The sequence below is a fragment of the Alteromonas sp. B31-7 genome (assembly GCF_015767655.1).
GTDB lineage: Bacteria > Pseudomonadota > Gammaproteobacteria > Enterobacterales > Alteromonadaceae > Alteromonas > Alteromonas australica.
In genome coordinates, this window is the sequence record NZ_CP065233.1 from 2301380 (window position 1) to 2321567 (window position 20188).

At 44.0% G+C, this 20188-nt stretch carries 25 protein-coding genes; 8 read left to right on the plus strand and 17 right to left on the minus strand.

Annotation, left to right across the window (positions count from 1 at the left end; genetic code table 11):
* The first annotated feature begins 68 nt into the window (after positions 1–68).
* The 8 genes from IUA53_RS09700 to IUA53_RS09735 all read left to right on the plus strand — a co-directional run bounded on the left by IUA53_RS09700 (position 69) and on the right by IUA53_RS09735 (position 6986).
* Positions 69–521, plus strand: coding sequence for a hypothetical protein (locus tag IUA53_RS09700; RefSeq protein ID WP_044447482.1), 453 nt, complete (start codon positions 69–71; stop codon positions 519–521).
* Positions 522–557: 36 nt separating this feature from the next.
* Positions 558–1865, plus strand: a complete 1308-nt coding sequence (locus tag IUA53_RS09705) for an APC family permease (RefSeq protein ID WP_196899366.1) — start codon at positions 558–560, stop codon at positions 1863–1865.
* A 324-nt stretch (positions 1866–2189) separates the two neighbouring features.
* Positions 2190–2573 carry a hypothetical protein gene (locus tag IUA53_RS09710; RefSeq protein WP_044447478.1) on the plus strand — a complete coding sequence of 128 codons (384 nt, stop codon included), beginning with the start codon at positions 2190–2192 and terminating at the stop codon, positions 2571–2573.
* 97 nt (positions 2574–2670) lie between these two features.
* Entirely contained in the window at positions 2671–4470 is a 1800-nt protein-coding gene (locus IUA53_RS09715) for a copper resistance system multicopper oxidase (RefSeq protein WP_044447476.1), read from the plus strand.
* A gap of 11 nt (positions 4471–4481) precedes the next feature.
* Positions 4482–5228, plus strand: coding sequence for a copper resistance protein B (locus tag IUA53_RS09720; RefSeq protein ID WP_044447474.1), 747 nt, complete (start codon positions 4482–4484; stop codon positions 5226–5228).
* Positions 5228–5662, plus strand: coding sequence for a two pore domain potassium channel family protein (locus tag IUA53_RS09725; protein ID WP_172655516.1), 435 nt, complete (start codon positions 5228–5230; stop codon positions 5660–5662). The genes IUA53_RS09720 and IUA53_RS09725 overlap by 1 nt, the downstream gene beginning before the upstream one ends.
* 22 nt (positions 5663–5684) lie before the next feature.
* Positions 5685–6194 carry a DUF305 domain-containing protein gene (locus IUA53_RS09730; protein WP_044447469.1) on the plus strand — a complete coding sequence of 170 codons (510 nt, stop codon included), beginning with the start codon at positions 5685–5687 and terminating at the stop codon, positions 6192–6194.
* A gap of 39 nt (positions 6195–6233) precedes the next feature.
* The gene (locus IUA53_RS09735; protein WP_044447467.1) at positions 6234–6986 is read left to right on the plus strand and encodes a MauE/DoxX family redox-associated membrane protein; all 753 of its coding nucleotides are present in this window, start codon (positions 6234–6236) and stop codon (positions 6984–6986) included.
* Positions 6987–7117: 131 nt separating this feature from the next.
* On the opposite strand, the gene IUA53_RS09740 is transcribed toward IUA53_RS09735, so the two are convergent.
* The 17 genes from IUA53_RS09740 to IUA53_RS09815 form a co-directional block, all read right to left on the minus strand.
* The gene (locus IUA53_RS09740) at positions 7118–7282 is read right to left on the minus strand and encodes a hypothetical protein (RefSeq protein WP_044447465.1); all 165 of its coding nucleotides are present in this window, start codon (positions 7280–7282) and stop codon (positions 7118–7120) included.
* A gap of 96 nt (positions 7283–7378) precedes the next feature.
* Positions 7379–7870 carry a hypothetical protein gene (locus IUA53_RS09745; RefSeq protein ID WP_196897007.1) on the minus strand — a complete coding sequence of 164 codons (492 nt, stop codon included), beginning with the start codon at positions 7868–7870 and terminating at the stop codon, positions 7379–7381.
* Between the two features lie 71 nt (positions 7871–7941).
* Entirely contained in the window at positions 7942–8313 is a 372-nt protein-coding gene (locus tag IUA53_RS09750) for a hypothetical protein (RefSeq protein ID WP_044447462.1), read from the minus strand.
* Positions 8314–8362: 49 nt separating this feature from the next.
* Entirely contained in the window at positions 8363–8815 is a 453-nt protein-coding gene (locus IUA53_RS09755; RefSeq protein ID WP_105935235.1) for a hypothetical protein, read from the minus strand.
* Positions 8816–8825: 10 nt separating this feature from the next.
* Positions 8826–9479 carry a methyltransferase family protein gene (locus tag IUA53_RS09760; protein WP_196897008.1) on the minus strand — a complete coding sequence of 218 codons (654 nt, stop codon included), beginning with the start codon at positions 9477–9479 and terminating at the stop codon, positions 8826–8828.
* A complete protein-coding gene (locus tag IUA53_RS09765; protein WP_013755268.1) occupies positions 9469–9792 on the minus strand; it encodes a DUF2933 domain-containing protein in 324 nt (107 codons plus the stop codon). Before IUA53_RS09765 ends, IUA53_RS09760 begins: the two co-directional genes overlap by 11 nt.
* Positions 9793–9838: 46 nt before the next feature.
* The gene (locus IUA53_RS09770) at positions 9839–10192 is read right to left on the minus strand and encodes a cupredoxin domain-containing protein (RefSeq protein ID WP_044447459.1); all 354 of its coding nucleotides are present in this window, start codon (positions 10190–10192) and stop codon (positions 9839–9841) included.
* A 12-nt stretch (positions 10193–10204) separates the two neighbouring features.
* Positions 10205–12553, minus strand: a complete 2349-nt coding sequence (locus tag IUA53_RS09775) for a heavy metal translocating P-type ATPase (protein ID WP_196897009.1) — start codon at positions 12551–12553, stop codon at positions 10205–10207.
* Between the two features lie 24 nt (positions 12554–12577).
* The gene (locus IUA53_RS09780) at positions 12578–12988 is read right to left on the minus strand and encodes a MerR family transcriptional regulator (RefSeq protein ID WP_044447457.1); all 411 of its coding nucleotides are present in this window, start codon (positions 12986–12988) and stop codon (positions 12578–12580) included.
* A 204-nt stretch (positions 12989–13192) separates the two neighbouring features.
* Complete coding sequence (locus tag IUA53_RS20465; protein ID WP_044447453.1) at positions 13193–13477, minus strand: Kae1-like domain-containing protein; 285 nt, start codon at positions 13475–13477, stop codon at positions 13193–13195.
* 16 nt (positions 13478–13493) lie between these two features.
* On the minus strand, positions 13494–14717 hold the full coding sequence (locus IUA53_RS09785) for a hypothetical protein (RefSeq protein WP_044447451.1): 1224 nt from the start codon (positions 14715–14717) through the stop codon (positions 13494–13496).
* 12 nt (positions 14718–14729) lie between these two features.
* Positions 14730–15524 carry a multiheme c-type cytochrome gene (locus IUA53_RS09790; protein ID WP_013755284.1) on the minus strand — a complete coding sequence of 265 codons (795 nt, stop codon included), beginning with the start codon at positions 15522–15524 and terminating at the stop codon, positions 14730–14732.
* Complete coding sequence (locus tag IUA53_RS09795) at positions 15521–16279, minus strand: hypothetical protein (protein WP_013755285.1); 759 nt, start codon at positions 16277–16279, stop codon at positions 15521–15523. Before IUA53_RS09795 ends, IUA53_RS09790 begins: the two co-directional genes overlap by 4 nt.
* The gene (locus IUA53_RS09800) at positions 16279–18216 is read right to left on the minus strand and encodes a 2Fe-2S iron-sulfur cluster-binding protein (RefSeq protein WP_196897010.1); all 1938 of its coding nucleotides are present in this window, start codon (positions 18214–18216) and stop codon (positions 16279–16281) included. Before IUA53_RS09800 ends, IUA53_RS09795 begins: the two co-directional genes overlap by 1 nt.
* The gene (locus IUA53_RS09805; RefSeq protein ID WP_196897011.1) at positions 18213–19058 is read right to left on the minus strand and encodes a hypothetical protein; all 846 of its coding nucleotides are present in this window, start codon (positions 19056–19058) and stop codon (positions 18213–18215) included. Before IUA53_RS09805 ends, IUA53_RS09800 begins: the two co-directional genes overlap by 4 nt.
* 29 nt (positions 19059–19087) lie before the next feature.
* Entirely contained in the window at positions 19088–19444 is a 357-nt protein-coding gene (locus IUA53_RS09810; protein WP_117316841.1) for a hypothetical protein, read from the minus strand.
* A 64-nt stretch (positions 19445–19508) separates the two neighbouring features.
* A complete protein-coding gene (locus IUA53_RS09815; RefSeq protein WP_044447442.1) occupies positions 19509–19964 on the minus strand; it encodes a hypothetical protein in 456 nt (151 codons plus the stop codon).
* Between the last annotated feature and the right edge of the window lie 224 nt (positions 19965–20188).

Genomic DNA, 20188 nt, shown 5'->3' on the forward strand with positions numbered 1-20188 from the left:
CGTCATGAGTTAATTACTTATGTTCGGTAGCCTAACTTAGCAGTTATCGTTATTTCGAGGAAAAACAAATGCAAATTGAGCAATTCAGTGACATTTTAGAGTGGACAGCTAATTACCATAAGGCTCTCGCTGAACAACTGCATTGCTGTTGTAAGAAGACGGATTTGAACAAACTTGTACTCGATTATCTCGCAATGCATGAAAACCACCTAAGTAAGCTGATCTTAGCCTTCAAAAACTTAGGTAAAACCGGAGAATTGGATACTTATTTTGTTGAGTACATAAACGATAAGCCTGACATACCTTTACTGTGTCCGCCTAACCTAGATGATTGCACTACTTATGAACAGGTCATAGAGCACGTTATGAAACGCCATCAACAAATTATCGAATTATTTTCGTATCTAAGGAAGCAAATGGTCGTTGGGCATCAAATAGAACTACTTGATTCTATTTTAGAAACCGAACAACAAGAGATTAAAATAATGGCACATGGTATTAACCGAGCGCACGAATTATAAGCCTTTCATTGGATTCATAAACTATGGAGTGAGGTTGTGAGGAAGCACCAACACAAGTCAAATTACAAAGAAGGAAGTCTCAGTCTTATTGGCGCGGTTGCAATGGGTACAGGTGTCATGATCGGTGCAGGTATCTTTGCTTTGACCGGACAAGTGGCTGAATTGGCCCGCGAGTGGTTCCCATTAGCCTTTATCATAGCGGCAATGATCACATCAGCAAGCGCGTATTCCTACGTGAAGTTATCCAATGCTTATCCTTCTGCAGGAGGGATTGCCATGTTTTTACAAAAAGCTTATGGCAAGGGGACTGCCACTGCGGTTTTCGCATTACTCATGTACTTTTCAATGGTAATTAATGAAAGCTTAGTTGCGCGGACATTTGGTCAATATACCGTACAAATAATTAATACAAAACCCAACGATTGGTTTGTCCCAGCGTTAGGTGTAGCAGTATTGATCTTTGCCTTTTTCATAAACATTATGAGTAACAAGGCTATCCAATCTATTTCATTTGTAATGGGAATCGCCAAAGCTTTAGGATTGGCGGTATTAGCGTCTGGAGGAATATATGCGGCCCAAAGAGGAGTTGTTGACACTTTTGTTCAAACGACCGACGCTTCGATTGTTGACTTTCTGGGGGCCGTCGCGCTAGCCGTATTGGCATTTAAAGGCTTTACTACAATAACAAATAGTGGCGGTGAAATCGAAAATCCACGTAAAAACGTGGGTCGCGCAATAGTCATTTCAATTGCGATTTGTATTTTCATTTACCTATTAGTTGCCGCAGCAGTTGGAACAAACCTATCAATCCAGGAGATCGTCGCAGCGCGCGATTATGCATTGGCAGAAGCAGCAAAACCAGCCTTCGGACAATATGGACTTTGGATAACAGTCGGTTTTGCGATAATTGCTACCGTGTCAGGCGTCATCGCAAGTGTATTCGCTGTATCGCGTATGTTAGCGATGCTAACTGACATGGAGCTTGTACCACACAGCCATTTTGGTATGCCAGGAAATATCCAAAAACACACGCTGGTATATACAATAGTCCTTGCTATGACGTTAACGATATTTTTTGATTTAAGCAGAATCGCTTCTTTGGGTGTGATTTTCTATCTGCTGATGGATATTGCGATTCACTGGGGCGTACTAAACTACCTGCGTAAAGAAATTTCTGCCAACCGGTTTATACTGTTAACCGCCATTACATTAGATTTAATTGTACTGATAGCTTTCATCGTCGTTAAGGTGAAAGCGGATAGCATCGTAATTTGGACGTCATTAGCGGGCTTGTTTCTGATAATTACCGCAGAGAAGCTTTATCTTAGCCGCAAAAGAAAATGATTTTACTGTTATATAGATAGGTAACTGAGGTCTGCATAACTCTTTTTCCACATTCTGATTTTAGTAGAAGTAATCTCACACTAAATTGTAATCCGTACTTTCCGGCGAATGAAAATCGTTACTTTATTCAGCTCATTGATTGATAATTGTAACAGCAATATCACGTATTAAAGAACTTATGGCACAAATATTGGATTGTCTTAGGTAAACCGTAAATACATACTAAGCAAACGGCATAAGCCATCTGACTCTGTAAATGTTATGCGCGGATAGGTCATTTTTACACTGTGTCGAATTGCAGCTATTAAAGGATTGTAAATTTAGATGACTCACGACGACCACACGACAATAGCTTTAAGTACACTTATCAAGTGCTTGATGCTTATTGCAAGTGTGACTTATGGTTCATCTGTGTTGGGTTGCGAAAGTGAAGGTACTGGCAACATCTCATCCATGAAGGGAACACCGGAAATTGAACAAGCAAAGCTGCATGTTCAAATGCACATTGAAGATAATGTTGATGAGAGCTGTCATGAGGAGTGCTGTACAGAATCTTGCGATTGTTCTCATGGAAATTGTTTTACAATTTGGCTACTGACCGGCAATTATCACTACAAAATTAAGTCATTTGATTATGTTTTCTCATTATTCGAAGGTGATTTACTACGGTCTCCTCCTTCTAGATTGCTTAGACCCCCAATAGCATAAGCCCGTTCTAGTTTTAACTACGAAAACTCGGTACATGCTCGGTCCGTTTTAACGTAAGCATGTGTCTGAATCTATCCATCAAATTAGAGAACAATTTATGTTAAACAAATTAAATAAAGATAGGCGCAGATTCGTTAAGTCTGCCGCTTTGACATTAGGTGGGACAGCGCTTTTACGTCAAATTTCACCAGCCTGGGCTAATCCAGAGGGCTTATCTCATGCTGGGCAAGAGTTAAAACCAAGTTTTGGAAACAACGTTGTCAGCGGGGAAAACATCAATATGATGATTAGCAGGCAGCACAAGCGTATTGCAAGCGCAGCTGGCCTACCAATTACAATTAATGGTTCGTCACCGGGCCCGTTAGTGCGTCTAAAAGAAGGTCAGCATGTCACTATAAATGTAACTAACAACTTGCTTGAAAGTACGTCAATCCACTGGCACGGATTGATACTCCCTTACACGATGGACGGTGTACCTGGCGTATCGTTTCCCGGTATCGCCGCTGGCAGTACCTTTACCTATGAATTCGATATTGAACAAAACGGTACATATTGGTACCACAGTCATTCAGGTCTTCAGGAGCAGCTTGGGCACCTTGGCCCCATGGTTATTGAACCAAAAGATGGCGACATCGGTGCAGATCGGGAGCACACCATTATTCTCAGCGACTGGACCTTTGAAGACCCTCACGATGTTTTCCGTCACCTTAAAGTTGCTGAGGGCTATTATAATTATCAGCAGCGTACAGTCGAAAACACGATTAAAGATATAAAGAGCCAAGGACTGATCAATACGGTCAAAGAACGAGCAATGTGGTCTCGTATGCGCATGAACCCAAGAGACATACTCGATGTAACCGGCGCGACCTATACATACCTGATGAACGGCCGTGACCCGCAAACAAACTGGACTGCATTGTACAAACCCGGAGAAAGCATACGCCTTAGGCTTATTAACGGGTCAGCAATGACCTATTTTGATTTCCAAGTACCAGGGTTGGATCTGACAGTTGTTGCAGTAGATGGTCAGCCTGTTAAGCCAGTAACAGTAGGTGAAATACGGATCGCTGTTGCAGAGACCTATGATGTCATCGTAAAACCCAAAGATACTAAAACCTATACCATTTTTGCACAAAGCATGGACAGAAGTGGCTATGCCAGAGGCACATTGGCAACATCTGTCGGCAAAGAAGCAAGTATCCCGGCACTTCGCCCAATGCCTGAATTAGGTATGGACGCTATGGGGATGTCGGGAATGGCTGACATGGATTCAATGGACGCTACGAACAACAAGGAGACTTATGGTGGCCAAGAAAATCACGGTCCTAATCATTCGATGGCAGCGATGCAAAACAAGGTAGTTCCTGTGGACGGAATCCCTATTACGCACTCACCGGACGGTCACGGACCAGGTGCGTCTATGATTGCCAAAAATCCGATCAGCCGACTAGACGACCCTGGAATAGGGTTTGATGGAGTTTCTCACAAGGTACTTGTTTATTCAGACCTTACAGGTGCCAAGCAGTGGCCAGATAACCGTGAACCAACACAAACCATCGAACTGCATTTGACCGGTAACATGGAAAGATACATGTGGTCTTTTGATGGCAAAAAATTCACTGAAGTGGATAAGCCCGTTCATTTCAAGTACGGGGAACGCGTGCGCCTTATTCTTGTCAATGATTCGATGATGTATCACCCCATCCATCTTCACGGTATGTGGATGGAGCTAGAAAATGGTAACTCCCCTTCCCCCCGTAAACACACGATCAGTCTCAAACCGAGCGAAAAAGTGTCTTTACTGATCAGCGCTGACGCACCCGGAAATTGGGCATTTCATTGTCACCTTCTATATCACATGGACGCTGGTATGTTCCGCGTTGTAAACGTTTCTTAAGGGGTACCTTCATGAATTTACGAATTATATTTGGACTAATAATACTTACCGTAACACTTCGTAGTGTCGCACAAGAAACACCTGAAAGCTGGCCATCGCCTGTCAAAGATACACTTAATGGTATTGTTCTATTTGACAGGCTAGAAGTAGCGCGCAACAACCGTGAGGAGAACATCGCGATTTGGGATATGATCGCATGGTATGGAGGCGACACGTACCGTCTTTATTTTAAAAGTGAAGGTGAAAATAAACAAAACGATGGGGAGCCAACGGATATTGAAAGAGCTGAACTGCTTGCTAGTCGCTTAATTGCACCTTTTTGGGAAATTCAGGTTGGAATTGGTGCCCGTGGCGAATTGACGAGTGACAGTAATATGGAAAATTATGCTGTAGTTAGCCTTTTTGGAATGGCTCCCTATCAATTTGAAGTAGATAGTTCACTTATCATTAACGAAGACGGTGATGTCAGTGTTTCAATGGAAGCCGAGTATGACTATCGCATGTCACAAACCTCATATTTGCAACCGCGAATATCACTGTCTGCTTCACTTTCTGAGTCAGAACGGTTTGATAGACCTTCTGGGTTTAATTCAATTCGTGTTGGCTTACGCTATCGAATGGAGGTCTCACGGGAATTTGCCCCGTATATTGGTGCCTATTGGTCTAGAGCCTTGGGAGCGTCAGCGGATAATCTACGTGGCATAGGCGATCCTGTTCATGAAACGGGTGTGGTTCTCGGTGCCCGTGTGTGGTTCTAATGCCTGAATTATCCCAACAGTTTATGGCGTTACTGATTCAGTTGTCAGTCGCATTACTAGCAATTATTGCAAGTGCACTTAGCCATTACCGTATATTGCAGTACTTGACGAAATTCATAGTTCGTCTTCGCAATGGAGCACGCGGTTTAATTGTACTGTTTTGTGGGATTACAGCGTCTCAATTGCTAGCAGCTCTGTGGTTTACATTTGCTTTTAAAGTTTCCATAGCAATAGACCTAGGGAACTTAAAGGGTGGCAGCTTAAACCAGTTTATTGAGCTTTTCTACTTTTCGCTAATCAACTTGACTACGCTTGGGCTAGGCCAGATTGAAGCGACTTCTCATTTGAGATTTCTTGCTGGAATAGAAGCAATGACTGGCTTTTTACTCGTGAGCTGTTCGGCCTCAGTTTTAATTAAATACATGAAACATTAATCTAGAATTCAAGGAATTAAACATGACTAAATATACTAAATTTTTCGTGATGATACTTACCTCTACCGCCTTTATGTTGGTTATGATGTACTTAAATTCATATTCAATTGAACACGTTTTCTTTAGCGAGACTCGCTTATACATGGCTATCTACATGGGGGCGATGATGGCGGTCATCATGCTGCTATTTATGCTGAATATGTATGAAAGCAAAATTAAAAACGCTTCAATTTTAGTAGGTAGTGTCGTTGTTTTTTGTTTGGCGCTGTTTTTGGTGCGATCGCAAGTCACCATTGAAGGTCGCGCGTGGATGAAAGCAATGATACCTCATCACTCTATTGCGATCTTAACCAGTGAGCGTGCAAATATTGATGATGTCCGAGTTCAAAAATTGGCCGAAGAAATTATAAACGCGCAAGAGCGTGAGATTAAGGAAATGAAATGGTTAATCTCAGATATCAACAATAATGGCATCGTGGCCTCAGCGAATGAAGCAACTCAGCGCCCAGTCCCCGACTTTAGTAAAAAGTAACGATTATCTTTTATTATTATTTTATACCGGATAACAAACATGAGTAAATCTGCAACGTTATACAGAATGCATACGAAGGAACATATTTGCCCCTATGGCTTGCGTTCTAAAGACCTGTTAGAAAGAAAAGGTTATAAAATCGACGATCATAAACTTAGCTCTCGTGAAGAAACGGATAAATTTAAGGGTAAACATGGCGTTGAAACAACACCTCAAACATTTATTAATGACAACCGTATTGGGGGATATGACGAGCTAAGGGAATTTTTTGATATGGGAGAAGCGGGACAGACTGGCACAACCTACACGCCGGTTATTGCCATTTTTGCGACCGCATTTCTAATGGCGTTAGGTATTGTATTCGCGCACGCCGGCACAATTGGGTCACTTTCGACCGTTCCAGTCATCGAAGTCTTTGTTGCACTTAGTATGTCGATTCTTGCGATTCAAAAATTACGCGATTTATATGGCTTTACTAATTCTTTTATTACTTATGATTTACTAGCGATGCGCAGTGTGCGATACGGTTACGTTTATCCATTTGCGGAAGCGTTCGCTGGGATTGGTATGCTTGCCGGAATATCAGGCTATGTCGTTGGCCCCGTATCTCTCTTTATTGGAACCATTGGTGCAGTATCGGTATTTAAAGCTGTTTACGTAGATAAACGCGAGTTGAAATGCGCTTGCGTCGGCGGAGACAGTAATGTTCCCCTCGGTTTTGTTTCGCTTACTGAAAATTTGTTTATGATTGGTGCTGGAATTTGGATGCTTTATCAAGCAATTGGAGCTTAAACATTGGGTGTTGCTCTAACACCTATTGATGAAGCCACAATCACTTTCCAAATTGCTCTAAAATACTTTATGCGCCCATTTGCCCGCAATGGGAAAATAGGCGCTTCCAGCGGTCAAAACTTGCCACGTTTTTAATCGTCACTCTTTGTCGAGAATGCTTTGAAAGCTTTTTCTAGCGAATCTTCAAACTTCTCTTTGTTACAACCCCCGTCTTCACTTTGTTTGGTTTCGTTGTCTGTTGGTTTAATGGCTTGATTTGGCGTGTTCGTGACTTGGAGTAAATCGGTATTTAGCATAGTGGAAACCCTTCTGTTCGCGTTGATCTCATTAAAAACTGGTGTGCCGGATAACACACACATTATCTAAAGCAAATAACAGGCCAAATTTCCATGTTAACAAATGTTTTGGGTTAACCCGAATGACAGTAAACTGCACTGAGAACGAATGCTTTCTATGTAGCTATTCAAGGCGTCGTCTACCGACGCTATGTCACGAAAACATATATCAATCGCTTTATCTACATGTGGACGAGATTGGATACTTGCAATAATCTGATCTTTATCACCACACATCATAAGCAAACGGATAGCCTCTTCCAAGTCGAGCATATGGCAACCTTCCATTGCTAATACACCGTTATGTTGCATTCGGTTAACCGCCTTTAAAGCTCGTTTATCACCCGTAAAAAGGTTTGATGGTTTGTTTTCTTTAGCGCCAAACGTGAGAATAAGATCTCCTGCGTCAAGGTGAGGGGTACGAAGTTGTGCAATAACATCAAGGGCTTGCTCGTCGGAGATTGTGACAGGTTCGCTGTGAGATACAAAATAAAGAATACTTTGTATGTGCGCCGGTTCGAATCCCATTTCATTCTTACTATGATCCACAGTGCTAATATCCTGTTTTAATTAGTGCTGATTGGTGAAGTCCAACACAAAGTTGCTCGATTCGCGCTACACTATTTCTGTCTATTGCTTTGCCCGGGTGGGACACGATGGCAGCTCCAAGGTTTATGTTTCGCATTTTCACGAATGTTTTCGTCAACGAATTGGTAGTAGCCTTCTTTCATCTTTGTCCAAAAATCATCAGAAATGTCTGCACCGTGTGCACGAATGATTGTCTCAATGCCATCTAAATTGCAGTGGGTCGCGTCATAGCCGATATGCAAAGTGTTTTTGGCTTCTTCAAATGAAACGGCATCAATACCAAAGGTCCCATCAATTTCAGCAACAATTGCTAATAAATTACCGTCGGTAATGCCGGTTAACTTCAAATGCCGTACCACTAAATTAGCCTCAGAAACGCCCACTCTGTGATCTAAATCGCTCATACTTTTCTCCTATAAATTAATTACCTACACAGTTATGTCAGTCACGTCACTAATTACTTAAAACGCTATTGGCATTAACCATTTGCTGCATTAACGATTGTAAAACTGTCATTCTTTGTTCTATTAACAACAAATGTTCATCTATCGAGTTCCCCATCACAACAATGTCGCTTGCTGATATGCCGCTTTCGATAAGAACAAGACTTCTTTGCAGGCCTTTTCTATATGTCTCTTTTAATAGTATCTTTTGTTCAGTATTAGATTCACTTTGGATCCTCTTCTCAATACTCGTTAAGTAGGTATCCATCATCTTCATATGCTCAACAATCAACGTTTGCCTCTCAGAAACGTCATTGATCCGTTGGATGCGTTGCATTAATGCATCCATGACGCGCTCGTTACTGCGTAACATCTCATCGGCACTCATGGATGTCTGAGCACTCGTAAAGGTAGCGGATAAAACGCCTGCGACAAACAATATTGAAACTAATGCTTTCTTCATTTTGTAATCCTTACACGGGGCTTGAAACGTTTGAATTGAGAAATCGTGGGAACCAACCTGGCGTGGCTTGCTTATATTGCCTATAGGTATCACCAAACTCAGTTTCGGCGTGCTGCTCTTCGCGTTTGGCCAGTCGAACATAGACAACAATGAGAATGGGAAACATGAGCAAAGTGGGTAGTGTTGGCCATTGCAGTAAAAAGCCAAACATGATCACAATGAAGGCAACATATTGGGGATGCCGACAACGTGCGTACCAACCGCTGGTCGCTAAACTGCTCGTTTTTTGCGCGTGATGCAGGACATTCCACGAAGCAGATAAAACAAAGAATCCTAAAACGATGAGAACATTACTCAAGATGTGCAGTACATCCCAATGCGCATCGCCAGATAACCCCAACAGTGTATGCCACAAGTGACCATTTTCGTGACTTAAAAAATCTACGCCTGGGTAACTTTCGGCTAACCAACCGGACAAAAAATAGATGGTAAGCGGGAAACCATACATTTCAGTAAATAACGCCACGATAAAAGCGGAAAATACGCCTAAGCTTCGCCAGTCTGTTTTTGACTTCGGCTTGACGAAACTAAACGCAAAAAAGATAAATATTGCGGAGTTAATGATGACTAACGTCCAAAGCCCATAATCTGATTCACCGGGCATTGTCGCTCTCCGTTTTACGTCTTTCCTTGCGTGCCTGCTCTAACCCTTCGATATAACCTTGTCTGTATTGATCATTGTCTTCGGTTTGCTCTTTAAATGTTTGCTCGTCGTTAGTATGTGTCTCATGCCCTTTACCATGACTTCCGTGCATAAAGATATGCATCACTGGGCATAGCAGCAGGATCAAGTAAGGTAGATAAGGGAAAACATGTTCACCATGCTCGACAAACAAGAAATAGCTTGCCGCCGCTATAAGTCCGATGGCGGACCAACCACTGGGGGTGCGCCAAAAAGGTAATTTTTGTTTATTCACAATACACCTCGCTTTTGTGTCGTTTAAGTTTTCAGAAAACGGTAAGTCACTTGATCACCAAAGTGCCACGGTACATTTGCATCTGACAATGAAACGGATAGCGACCTGCCTTTTTGGGGGGAATAGTGACCATCACACGCTTGTTAAGCACTAATGTTTCACTGATCTCCAACTCGGGTATTAGTAGTGTTTCCGCACAGGGGGTCGCATCTTCTCTATAGAACATCAGTTGTACAGACTCATTCGCGGGCACTGTGATATTGGCAGGTTGATATACGCCATCTTTCACGCGGACTTCGATGCTGCCGTCTCGTACTTCAGTTGACTTTGTTTGGTAAAGCCAAAACCACCAAACAATAAGCCCAATCACGACTAACCCTATCAAATTAATCCACATCATCTTTAGGTTCTCCTAGTGCTCTTTAGCTTTGAATAAACGTAATCGATTCGCGTTGGTCACTACCGTTAACGACGAGAATGCCATCGCTGCACCGGCAATTACTGGGCTAAGTAGTAAGCCTAAAAATGGATAAAAAACACCTGCAGCAAATGGGATCCCCGCGACGTTATAGATAAATGCTCCGAAGAGATTCTGCTTTATGTTTCTCAGCGTTGCCTTACTCACTGCAATCGCATCCGCTAACCCATGTAAGGAGCCTCGCATCAACGTGATATCTGCACTTTCTATTGCGACATCAGTGCCTGTTCCGATAGCAAATCCGACGTTGGCATGGGCTAAGGCGGGCGCATCATTGATCCCATCGCCGGTCATTCCGACGATTTCACCCTCACGTTGAAGTTCGAGCACTTTGTTTGCTTTATCTTCTGGCATCACTTCAGCAACGTAATCAACAATCCCCGCCTTTCGAGCAACGGCTTTTGCAGTCATACGATTGTCCCCCGTCAACATCACCACACGTATTCCGTTGTGCTGTAGGCGGTTAATCGCATCTATTGAGTCTGATTTTATGGGATCGGCAACAGCAATGACGGCAACTAATTTTGAATCAATCGCGAAATACATTGGGGTTTTAGCCTCTGCGGCCAGCCTCTGCGCTTTATCAACGTAATGATGAAGTTCTATTGATTTTTCTTTCATCAATTTTTCATTGCCAAATAGCAAACGCTGAGAATTCAGTGTTGCCGCTACGCCCTTCCCTGCAATGGACTCAAAATCAGTCACCGAGTGGATCGGCACACCTGTCTCTTTCGCTGATTCAACGATCGCCATTGCGAGTGGGTGTTCGGAACCCGACTCCAGGCTTGCAGCTAACGAAAGCACGTCATCTTGATTGTGATCTGACGCAATAACAACGTCGGTAACTTTAGGCGCCCCCTCTGTTATGGTGCCGGTCTTATCTAATACCATTGTGGTAATTTTCGAAGCAGATTGCAGCGCTTCACCGTTGCGGATAAGTACGCCTGCTTCAGCCGCCTTGCCAACCCCCACCATGACCGACATCGGCGTGGCTAAACCTAATGCGCAAGGACATGCAATAATCAGTACCGTAGTTGCTGACACGATTGCGAAGGCAACCTCGGGAGCCGGACCAAAATTGAGCCACGCTAGTGCGCTCATTACTGCAATGATCATAACAACTGGCACGAAATAGGCAGAAATAACATCTGCCAATCGACCAATAGGTGGTTTTGAATTTTGTGCACGTTTTACCATGTTGATGATCTGAGCTAGCGCGGTGTCTTTTCCCACGCGTTCTGCCCGAAAGACGATAGAGCCTGATTTGTTGATGGTACCGGCCACAACCTCATCGTCTTTTCGCTTCTCAATTGGCATGGGCTCACCCGTTAGCATTGATTCATCAATACTGGTTTGGCCCTCGACGACTACACCATCCACAGAAATGCGTTCTCCGGGTCGAACCCGGATAAGATCATTGAGCAAAACATCTTCAATAGGAATATCAATATCATCGCCATCTCGGATGACACGTGCAGTCTTGGCTTGCAAGCCTATCAGCCTTTTAATGGCCTCTGAGGTTTTACCGCGTGCTTTGATCTCAAGGGCCAGGCCTAAATTAATTAGGCCGATGATCATAGCGGTTGCCTCAAAATAAACATGTCGTGCCATTTCAGGGACATAGCCCGGGAAGAACACAACTGTCATCGAGTACAACCAGGCGGTTCCTGTACCCAAGGCTATCAAAGTATCCATATTGGCCGAATGATTTTTAAACGAATTCCATGCACCCACATAAAAATGCCGACCAGAGAACACCATGACACCTAATGTCATGAGCCCAATAATCAACCATACAATTCGCTCCGTGGTCGTGTTGACGCTCATTTCCCCGGTTACCAAACCATAGATCATGAGCGGTACTCCAAGCGACAATGCGATGACCATATGTCGCATTAGCTTTTTATAATAAGCCCAATCCGCTTGCTCTTTTTCTTCAATGGCAGCCTCATCAGAATCGGCATTTGCCAGCGTTGCGTTATACCCAGCTTCTTCTACCGCACCAACCAGTTCGCTTGGTGAGGCATTACCATTGATAAGCACTGTACGCTGTGCAAAATTCATTTCTGCGCCGGTGACGCCTGCGACTTGTTTTAAGGCTGTTTCAATTTTAGTGACGCAACTGGCACAACTCGCCCCTTGAATATTAAGTTGTATCTCGCCTGCTTCGGAAGACACCTGTCTGGTCTGCGTTTTAGTGTCAACCGCTTCGTTCGCAGTTGATGTTTTATCGCCGCCACTACAACACCCATGTGCTTTCGCACTGTCTGTTTTAGAATTCATGAACCACTCCCTATTTAAACCTTGTTATGACTTAAGCGCTGTGAAACCTTCAATTAAATGGCATATCGTATCGGCCGTTGGAGGTTGATCGGGTTTGTTTTGCCACTCTGAAGTGGCTAAGCGCATGCGCTCTCTAAGTTCATGCATGTCCTGATACCGCTGTTCAGTCTCTTTCAACCTCTTTTCAATAAGACGCCTTACCGTTGGACACGGCGCATTGGTTTGTGAAGATGTAACTAGGATCTCTTTAATATCATTGACCGAAAAACCTAAGGCGCGCGCACTTAAAATGAACCGCAGTCGCGTCACATCCGCCGGCCGATAATACTTGTATCCATTGTGGGATTTATTTGGGACCAAAAGTCCAATGCGCGTATAATAGCGCACGGTATCAACGCTAATATCTAGTGCATCTGCTATTTGTTTTACCCGCATTTTAACCCCCCGTCTTTATCAACATAGTTGTGCTGCTACAACACGCCTTTAATCCTATGTTTTACTCTAACCTTCATACGATAAACCTGTGAGCCGCTCACAGGTCAACACCTGAACCTTCAACAGATCCGTGGAAGTGGCTCATCTTCAAGCTCACTCATGAAGCGTCTTCCTCCCATTGGCGTAATTTACGCTCTATGCCTTTCATGATGATCTCCTTGAGCAATATTCGTGAATTTGCCCGACACTTATTGCTGCATCGTTTAAAGGTAAACAGCTTGGGATAACAACAGGAATGTCTGATTGTGCAAAACGTTCAGCTAGGCCATCGCATAAAATGCGGTTTTGGAAGACGCCTCCGGCCAAACCAATATGTTTGAAATCATACTTTTTGCGACAACGCTGGGTTAACTCCCACGCAGTTTCAATGAGTGATGCGTGAAAATTTGTGACGCGAACTGCTGGCGAACATGTTTTTGCGGATTGCATTAGCCTCTGTCCTCTATTAACTGTGCGGTGCTGGTATCGACCAGCCAATCACAAAGGATAAGGAAACAACAATCGCGCAAAGACCAAGCAATTGAAGCGATTTGAAGCGTTGTTCTTTGGGACGCAGTAGTACTAGCTTGAATGCGATGAGTGTTTGTATAAGGTAATACAGTGCAAATCCCTTTGACGCGAGATTAATGATTTCAAATACGTTGGATGACCAAACTAATATGCCTGCAATCGCGATGACAAGAACATAATAAAACTGAGGAGATATAGGTAAATGGAAGAGTTCTTTTAGCAAACCACCGCCACCGATAGTATCGGCTAATGCGGCACTTAACTGGCTTGCCGTCGCGGCCACAAGTAATAATATCGGCAATACCCAAATGGCTTGACCCAGGGTATAACTAATAGTTGTTTCATTCAGTTCGGTTATCGGAAAATCGAGAAAAATGGGACAGGTTAAACCAATAAAAACAACGTAAAGGAAAATGGCAATCCACTGGGCATATCGTCCCGCTTTAATACGCTGCTCTGCATTATAGCTATTGCCCATAAAACGCGTGGTTTCAAACCCTTGTGTCACCATAAGCATACCGGCAAGCATGCTAAGGGTTTCAAAATGGCTGAGGGATTGTATCGCCTCATGTTTAAACCACGCACTTTTTACTTGTATATCGTAAGTTGCTAGTGCTGTTAGTACACCAATAATAATCGCCAACTTAATTGTGACTGCGAATAACTCGATGGTTTCTAATCCTCTTGCACCGCGAAGCCAAGCGACCAACATAATGATGACAAGCAGCCCACTGGTAAACAATTTGATGAGCGTTGTATCGTCAATAGCAAAGCGGTCAAAGACAAACGCGGCAAACAAGCTAATGTAAAACGCCACAGAAATTGCGTATGCAGCACCGAGGGCCCATTGACTGGCTTTCTCAAGCGTTGCGATACTGCCGTGTGAATTGCGAGCAAGCTCAGGCTCTGCATGACGTATATTGAAGCGAATGACTGAACCCAACAAATATGCCAGAGTCGACAATAAAATAATGCCCAGTAGCGCCCATTTACCCATTACCGAATGCAGCAGTGGTGCAATGATCAAAAAGCCACTGCCAATAATTGAAGCCAGCGGTGTTACTGTCGCTCGCCATTGGACAGATTGTCGTAGGCGAGGCAGAAACAATACTATTGCTACCAACAGTGAGGTTGCCAGCGCAATGGAATTTGTGATCACAGTTTCTCCCCCTTAATGATGCTTGTACCAGCCGGCACGCTTAATATCGTTCCAGGAAGTCGATTGATGACAGGCATAACACGCCTCCACTTTGGCTTTTGGCTCGCCAGCGACTTTGGCGGAAATCATTTTAAAATGTTGCATGTAGTGACTGGGCGGCGCTTCATGACATTGATTGCAATCACGAGATTGACTCGAGGGGTGAATAAACGTCGGCAGTGACCACTTGTCTGTACTGTGGCATTGCACGCAATCCTCTCCGAACAACGTAAAGTGGCGATCATCGTTGCTGTGGCACTGTGAACAATTCAATAATGCTTCTTTATCACTGACGTCGGGATGCACAAATAGGGGATCAGCCGTTTGCTTATTCGCTAGAACATTTTCTAAAAAAGCCATCGTGGCTGCGCCTTCGTCAAACGGCACGTTTGGGTTGGGGAGCATATTGAACCCAATATCGACCAATGCAATATGGTTCATCAGTGAAATCTTAGCATCTTCACCTTGATGCTCAGTATGACAACTAGCACATTCTGTTATGTCGGCGTGAAACGCAGTAGGTTGACGCGCGACGATATGCGTATCATTTGCATGACAGGCCACACACTTGTCGCGCTCAACGCCTTCTACTGGCGTGTGACAACTCAAGCAGTCATCCGCCAAAAACGCATGCGCTTTGCTCAGTGAACCAGGCTCTACCATTTGTTCCCATGGAATTTTTGAAAGATCCTCTGGTGTGTGAAAAAAATGGCTAACACCAAAGCCCGCTGCGACTAAGCCCAGAATGACTATTATCCACTTGATCATAACCAGCGTAGTCCAAAGTAAACTTCACTGAAAATGTGAAAGAACAATACGCCATAGAGCGTTATCGAAATCACGATATGAAATTTCAACCAACGAGCAAACCAAGTTTTCGCAGTGTCGTGAATCAGAATGCTGTATTCAACATCAGAAATGGCATCGATAATAGATAGAACCTTACTCTCTTGTCGAAACAGCTTACTTTGCGCTGAAGTAGGTACACTTAAAGCAATGTATGGAATGTGTCTCGCTGATGTTTGGGCGAAAGTCGAATATCTTACGTCGCAGACCGCGTCTTTTAGAGATTGTTTGGCGCTTGAAAGTGCACCTTGGAGTTCGGTCACTTGACGCTTTTTCTCTTTCACATTTGAGGAAATAAGTCCTAGTACATACCGACCAACAAACCCACTGATCACAACGACCATCATAAAGATGATGATGGAGACTCCAGTAGCACTATCAAAACGATGGGCGCTATGGATGAGTGCAAGAATAGGTCCCAATACTCCAGCATAAATATGAATGCGCAGCAGCGTAGGCATGGCTATTTGCTTGGTCACGACTTTCTTTAGTGCTTTGTTGCGTTTAATGATCATGTAAAGCAACGGAATAAACATTAATACCAGCGCAGTCAAACCAACGACAAATCCAGCAAAGCTGCCAGGGAATGCTGGGTCACGGTGCCACACAAACCCTAGCCAAAGTAAGATCATTAAGACCACCAAGCTGCCTACAATGGTTCGCTCTTGACTATTCACTATGCTTCCACCTCCACATCAGTTTTAGGGATGGCTTGACAGGCTAAAATATAACCACTGACCCTATCTTCTGGCTCCAACCCATCATCAACCTCCATATCAACATCGCCGCGCAGTAATTTCACTTTGCAACTGCCGCAAGAGCCTGCCCGGCACGAATTCTCAATATCAACATCAAGTCCATCAGCAACGTCCAATACGGTTTCATCTGTGCCGGCTTGTGCCTGTGCATTTGATAAACTAAATCGCACTTGGCGCGTATTGTTTACAGGCGTGTTTGGGGCGACCTCCGTTTTAGTGGCCGTTTTCTTCGGACTCGCACCACCGAAAGCTTCTGTTTTAATATTCGCTTCAGGCATACCCAATTCAGATAAAATATCCTTGGTTGCATCCATCATTGCCGGCGGCCCACAAATGTGTGCTGTTTTTAATGCTATGTCCGGCACGAATTCATTTATCAATGCCGATGAAAAACGCCCCTGAGGTCCCATCCAAGATGTGCCATCCGCCTGTGTCATACTGACGAGTACTTTCAACCTTGGGTGACGTGCTTGTAGATATTTTAATTCCTGTTCAAAAATAAAATCGTTAGACGTTCGCGTACAAAACAGAAAATAAATGTCACCGTCCCAGCACGTCGTGGTTAAATAACGTACCGCGCTCATCATGGGCGTGATCCCAACCCCCCCTGAAATCAATACAACGCTACTTGCATCTTGACCATTGAAGTAAAACTTGCCGCCAGGCGCTTTAATTGAAAGCGTATCTCCCACATTTACGACGTCATGCATATGACGAGAAACAACACCGAATTCCTCGCGTTTGATGGTGACTTCAAAGTAATACTGCTCAGTGGGTGATGATGCGATGGTGTAAGACCGCTTCACCGGTTTTTCAACACCATCAATCGTGAGCGTAAAAGTCACAAATTGTCCAGGTTCAAAACTAAATGGGATGACTTGACCATCGGCGCTGGCAAGTCGAAACGTTTTAACATCATGGGTCTCATGAAAAATACCGGTGACTTGCATACTGCCACTATAGACACCTTTACGCGGTGACATAGTCGTAGAAGGTAATACATGCGCTGTAGCGGGTATTAAAACAGCGTCAGTCCCTACAGGTGCGTTAGTAGGTATCTCGTTAGGTGATGTTTGCTTAGTGGGCGCAGAAGCGCTTGCGGTCTCAGTGGACCTAAGCTCTTCTAGCAATGCGGCAGCTCTGCGCATTTTAAATCCATAAACATACACCATGACGACAGTGAAGATCAGCAGAACAAGCATCACTGCAGTATGAAACGGCGTCATGCCAAATAGTGTTGAGGAATCATTCACTGGTGAACTGGGTAGCAAATTCATTTGCGATTTAAACCAGGTTAATGCCACTCTTCTGGGATCTTGCCCATCTTGTATTGCCCGTTTTGCCGCAAGACCACTATCAAAATGCGCGATCCCTTCTTTAACGGTCTCAACAGCTACTTGCATTTGGGTATAGTCATCAACGGCTGCGGCACGGGCGAGCGATTCAAACCCGGTAGTCAGTTGTTCACTTCCTTGTTGCATACGCGCCGACGCTTTGCCTAAGATACTATCTCTTTGTTCCGGCGTGGTTGATTGCATCCGCATTAAAGTTGGATAGAGATCTTTAGGTTTAGGCGCTCCCATTTTCTCCATCATTTTATCCATGCCTTTTGCCATACCTGGCCCCATCATTGCGTTGGCATTGCCCGGCTGACCTTCAACTTGGTTGGCTAAAGCTGGAGAATCTGTACTTACCGCAACACTCGGCCCATTCGCTGCCTCAGGATGATGACTGGCATGCTCACTATCCTCAGTCTGTTGCTGTGCGTGCGCATTTATAATCACGAAAAAAAGAACGACGTTTAGAATGACACAATAGCGGTGAATGATTGATGCGCGTTTACTCCCCCTAGTCATGACGCATCCTTTTGTTCAGCCGCCCATAGCGCATTTATTTTCGCAATCTGCGGGGGTGTTAATACTGAGACGGCTTTCCCCACCGAAGCAATAAACTGTAGGCGTAGGGTGCTGTTTATGGCCTCTATTTCACTAATGGTGTCTTTAATATTGTCGTATTGAGGCAATCCTTGGGCTGTCAATTCCCACAATGATGCCTCTAATGCACTACGCTGCTGCGCAAGGCTTTTTTGGGAAGACTCCCACTCAGATTGAATCGATAACAACGTTTGATACTGCGTATCTGTTAGTTCTAATGTTGTTGTATGGTTTAAGAAAAAGGCTTGTTCACCAAGGTGGTAAATATGAGGTGCACTACTCGCACCTGGCAAGCTTATCGTTGATGAAGGTTTGGATATCTCCGGTGTATTTTGTTCAGGAGGCATACCCATCATCGAACTATTTTTCATCATCATCTTACACATCATCCCCATGCAAGACTTTCCGTTCATTGTCATCTTCTTTTTCCCTTTTCCCATGCCCATCTTCATCTTGCTCGTCGCTTTGGGGGGCGTAGATGATTCGTTGAGTTGAGGGCTGGCATCGCTTTGTTTAACGCCGATATTGCTTTTTGATCGCGCTGCCAGTGAGTTGTCTAATGAGCGCAAAGCTGATTGGATCTTTGCAAAGTCAGCCGGTGCTAACTCGGGCGCAGTGTCTGAAGATTGTGTTTCTTGAGATTTTTCTTTCGAACTAGTTTGTTGTGTTATCGCTGAACACGCGGTTGTGAATAAGACACTAGATAATACCAGACTCACAATAGCCGCTAAACGGTAGGTTTGGTGACACTCTCTAATCTTCACAACGGCATGCTCCTATTCAAAAATATCGATTAAAACCCACGATCAAACTCGACCATGTCATAACGTGCAAGTTCGCCATCAAGTACAATAGCCTCTGCAAAATGCTCATCCTTCGTCTTACCTAATCGAATTTTGCCCACGAATTCGCGCGAGTAGCCGTCTTCCCCTTCAGAAATTGCTGTCGCATCAAAAACGGTGCGATAAACATTAAAGACTTGATGTTCTTTGAGACCATCGGTGTCAGAGACACACACCACTACTTGTTTATCATCGACGGTAACAACCTGCCCACTCATGATGTAGTCATGGTATATCTGGCTTGCACAGCCCCCTAGTAGCCCAACAGACAAGACTGCAATTGATAAAAGCTTGATTAATTTGTTCATGTAAAACTCCCGCGATTATTAAAAGAAAAGAGGCAGTCGCTTTTCCAGCCTCATAACGCATTGATTAGTTCTTTTTATGCTTGTGTATTGGCTTCGCTTTTTCAGCCGTATGTCCCATCATTTGCCCCATCATGTCTTCCATCATGGCCATACGCTGTTCCATCATTTTCATTTTCTCATCGGTCGACATATCACTGTGTTTATGCTCCATGCCCATGCCGCCTTTCATTCCTTTTCCATCTTTCATTCCCATCGAATCTTTGCCTTCCATCATGCCCATCATGTCTTGCATCTTTTGGGCATGCTCATGCAACATGGCTTCACGCTTTTCAGGATCAGATTCACTTTTTACTGCATCTAAAACTGCTTGCATTTCTTCTATATGTGTTTGCATTTTCTTCATCATCTGACCGTCCATCATCGGCATGTCAGATTTATCAGTGTGTTGATGCGCGTAAGAAGTCGCAATTGGCGCAGCGACAAGGGCGCTGGCCAGTAATAATGACGTTAATGTTTTCATAATTTTTCCTTTAATTGTGCTCACATGAGCGGTTTAGGTTTGAAATAGACGACTTGTCACCTTAATCCTATGTCTTAGACTCAGGTCAAGGTGCTATTTGGGCGATAAAAATTCGGCCAAAACCTCAAGCTCTTCATCTGTTATAGGCATTTGTGGCATTGCAGATTAGTGCTATCGTAATTTTTTGCACCCGATTTATCCTTTGCTTTTGATGAAATCCATCC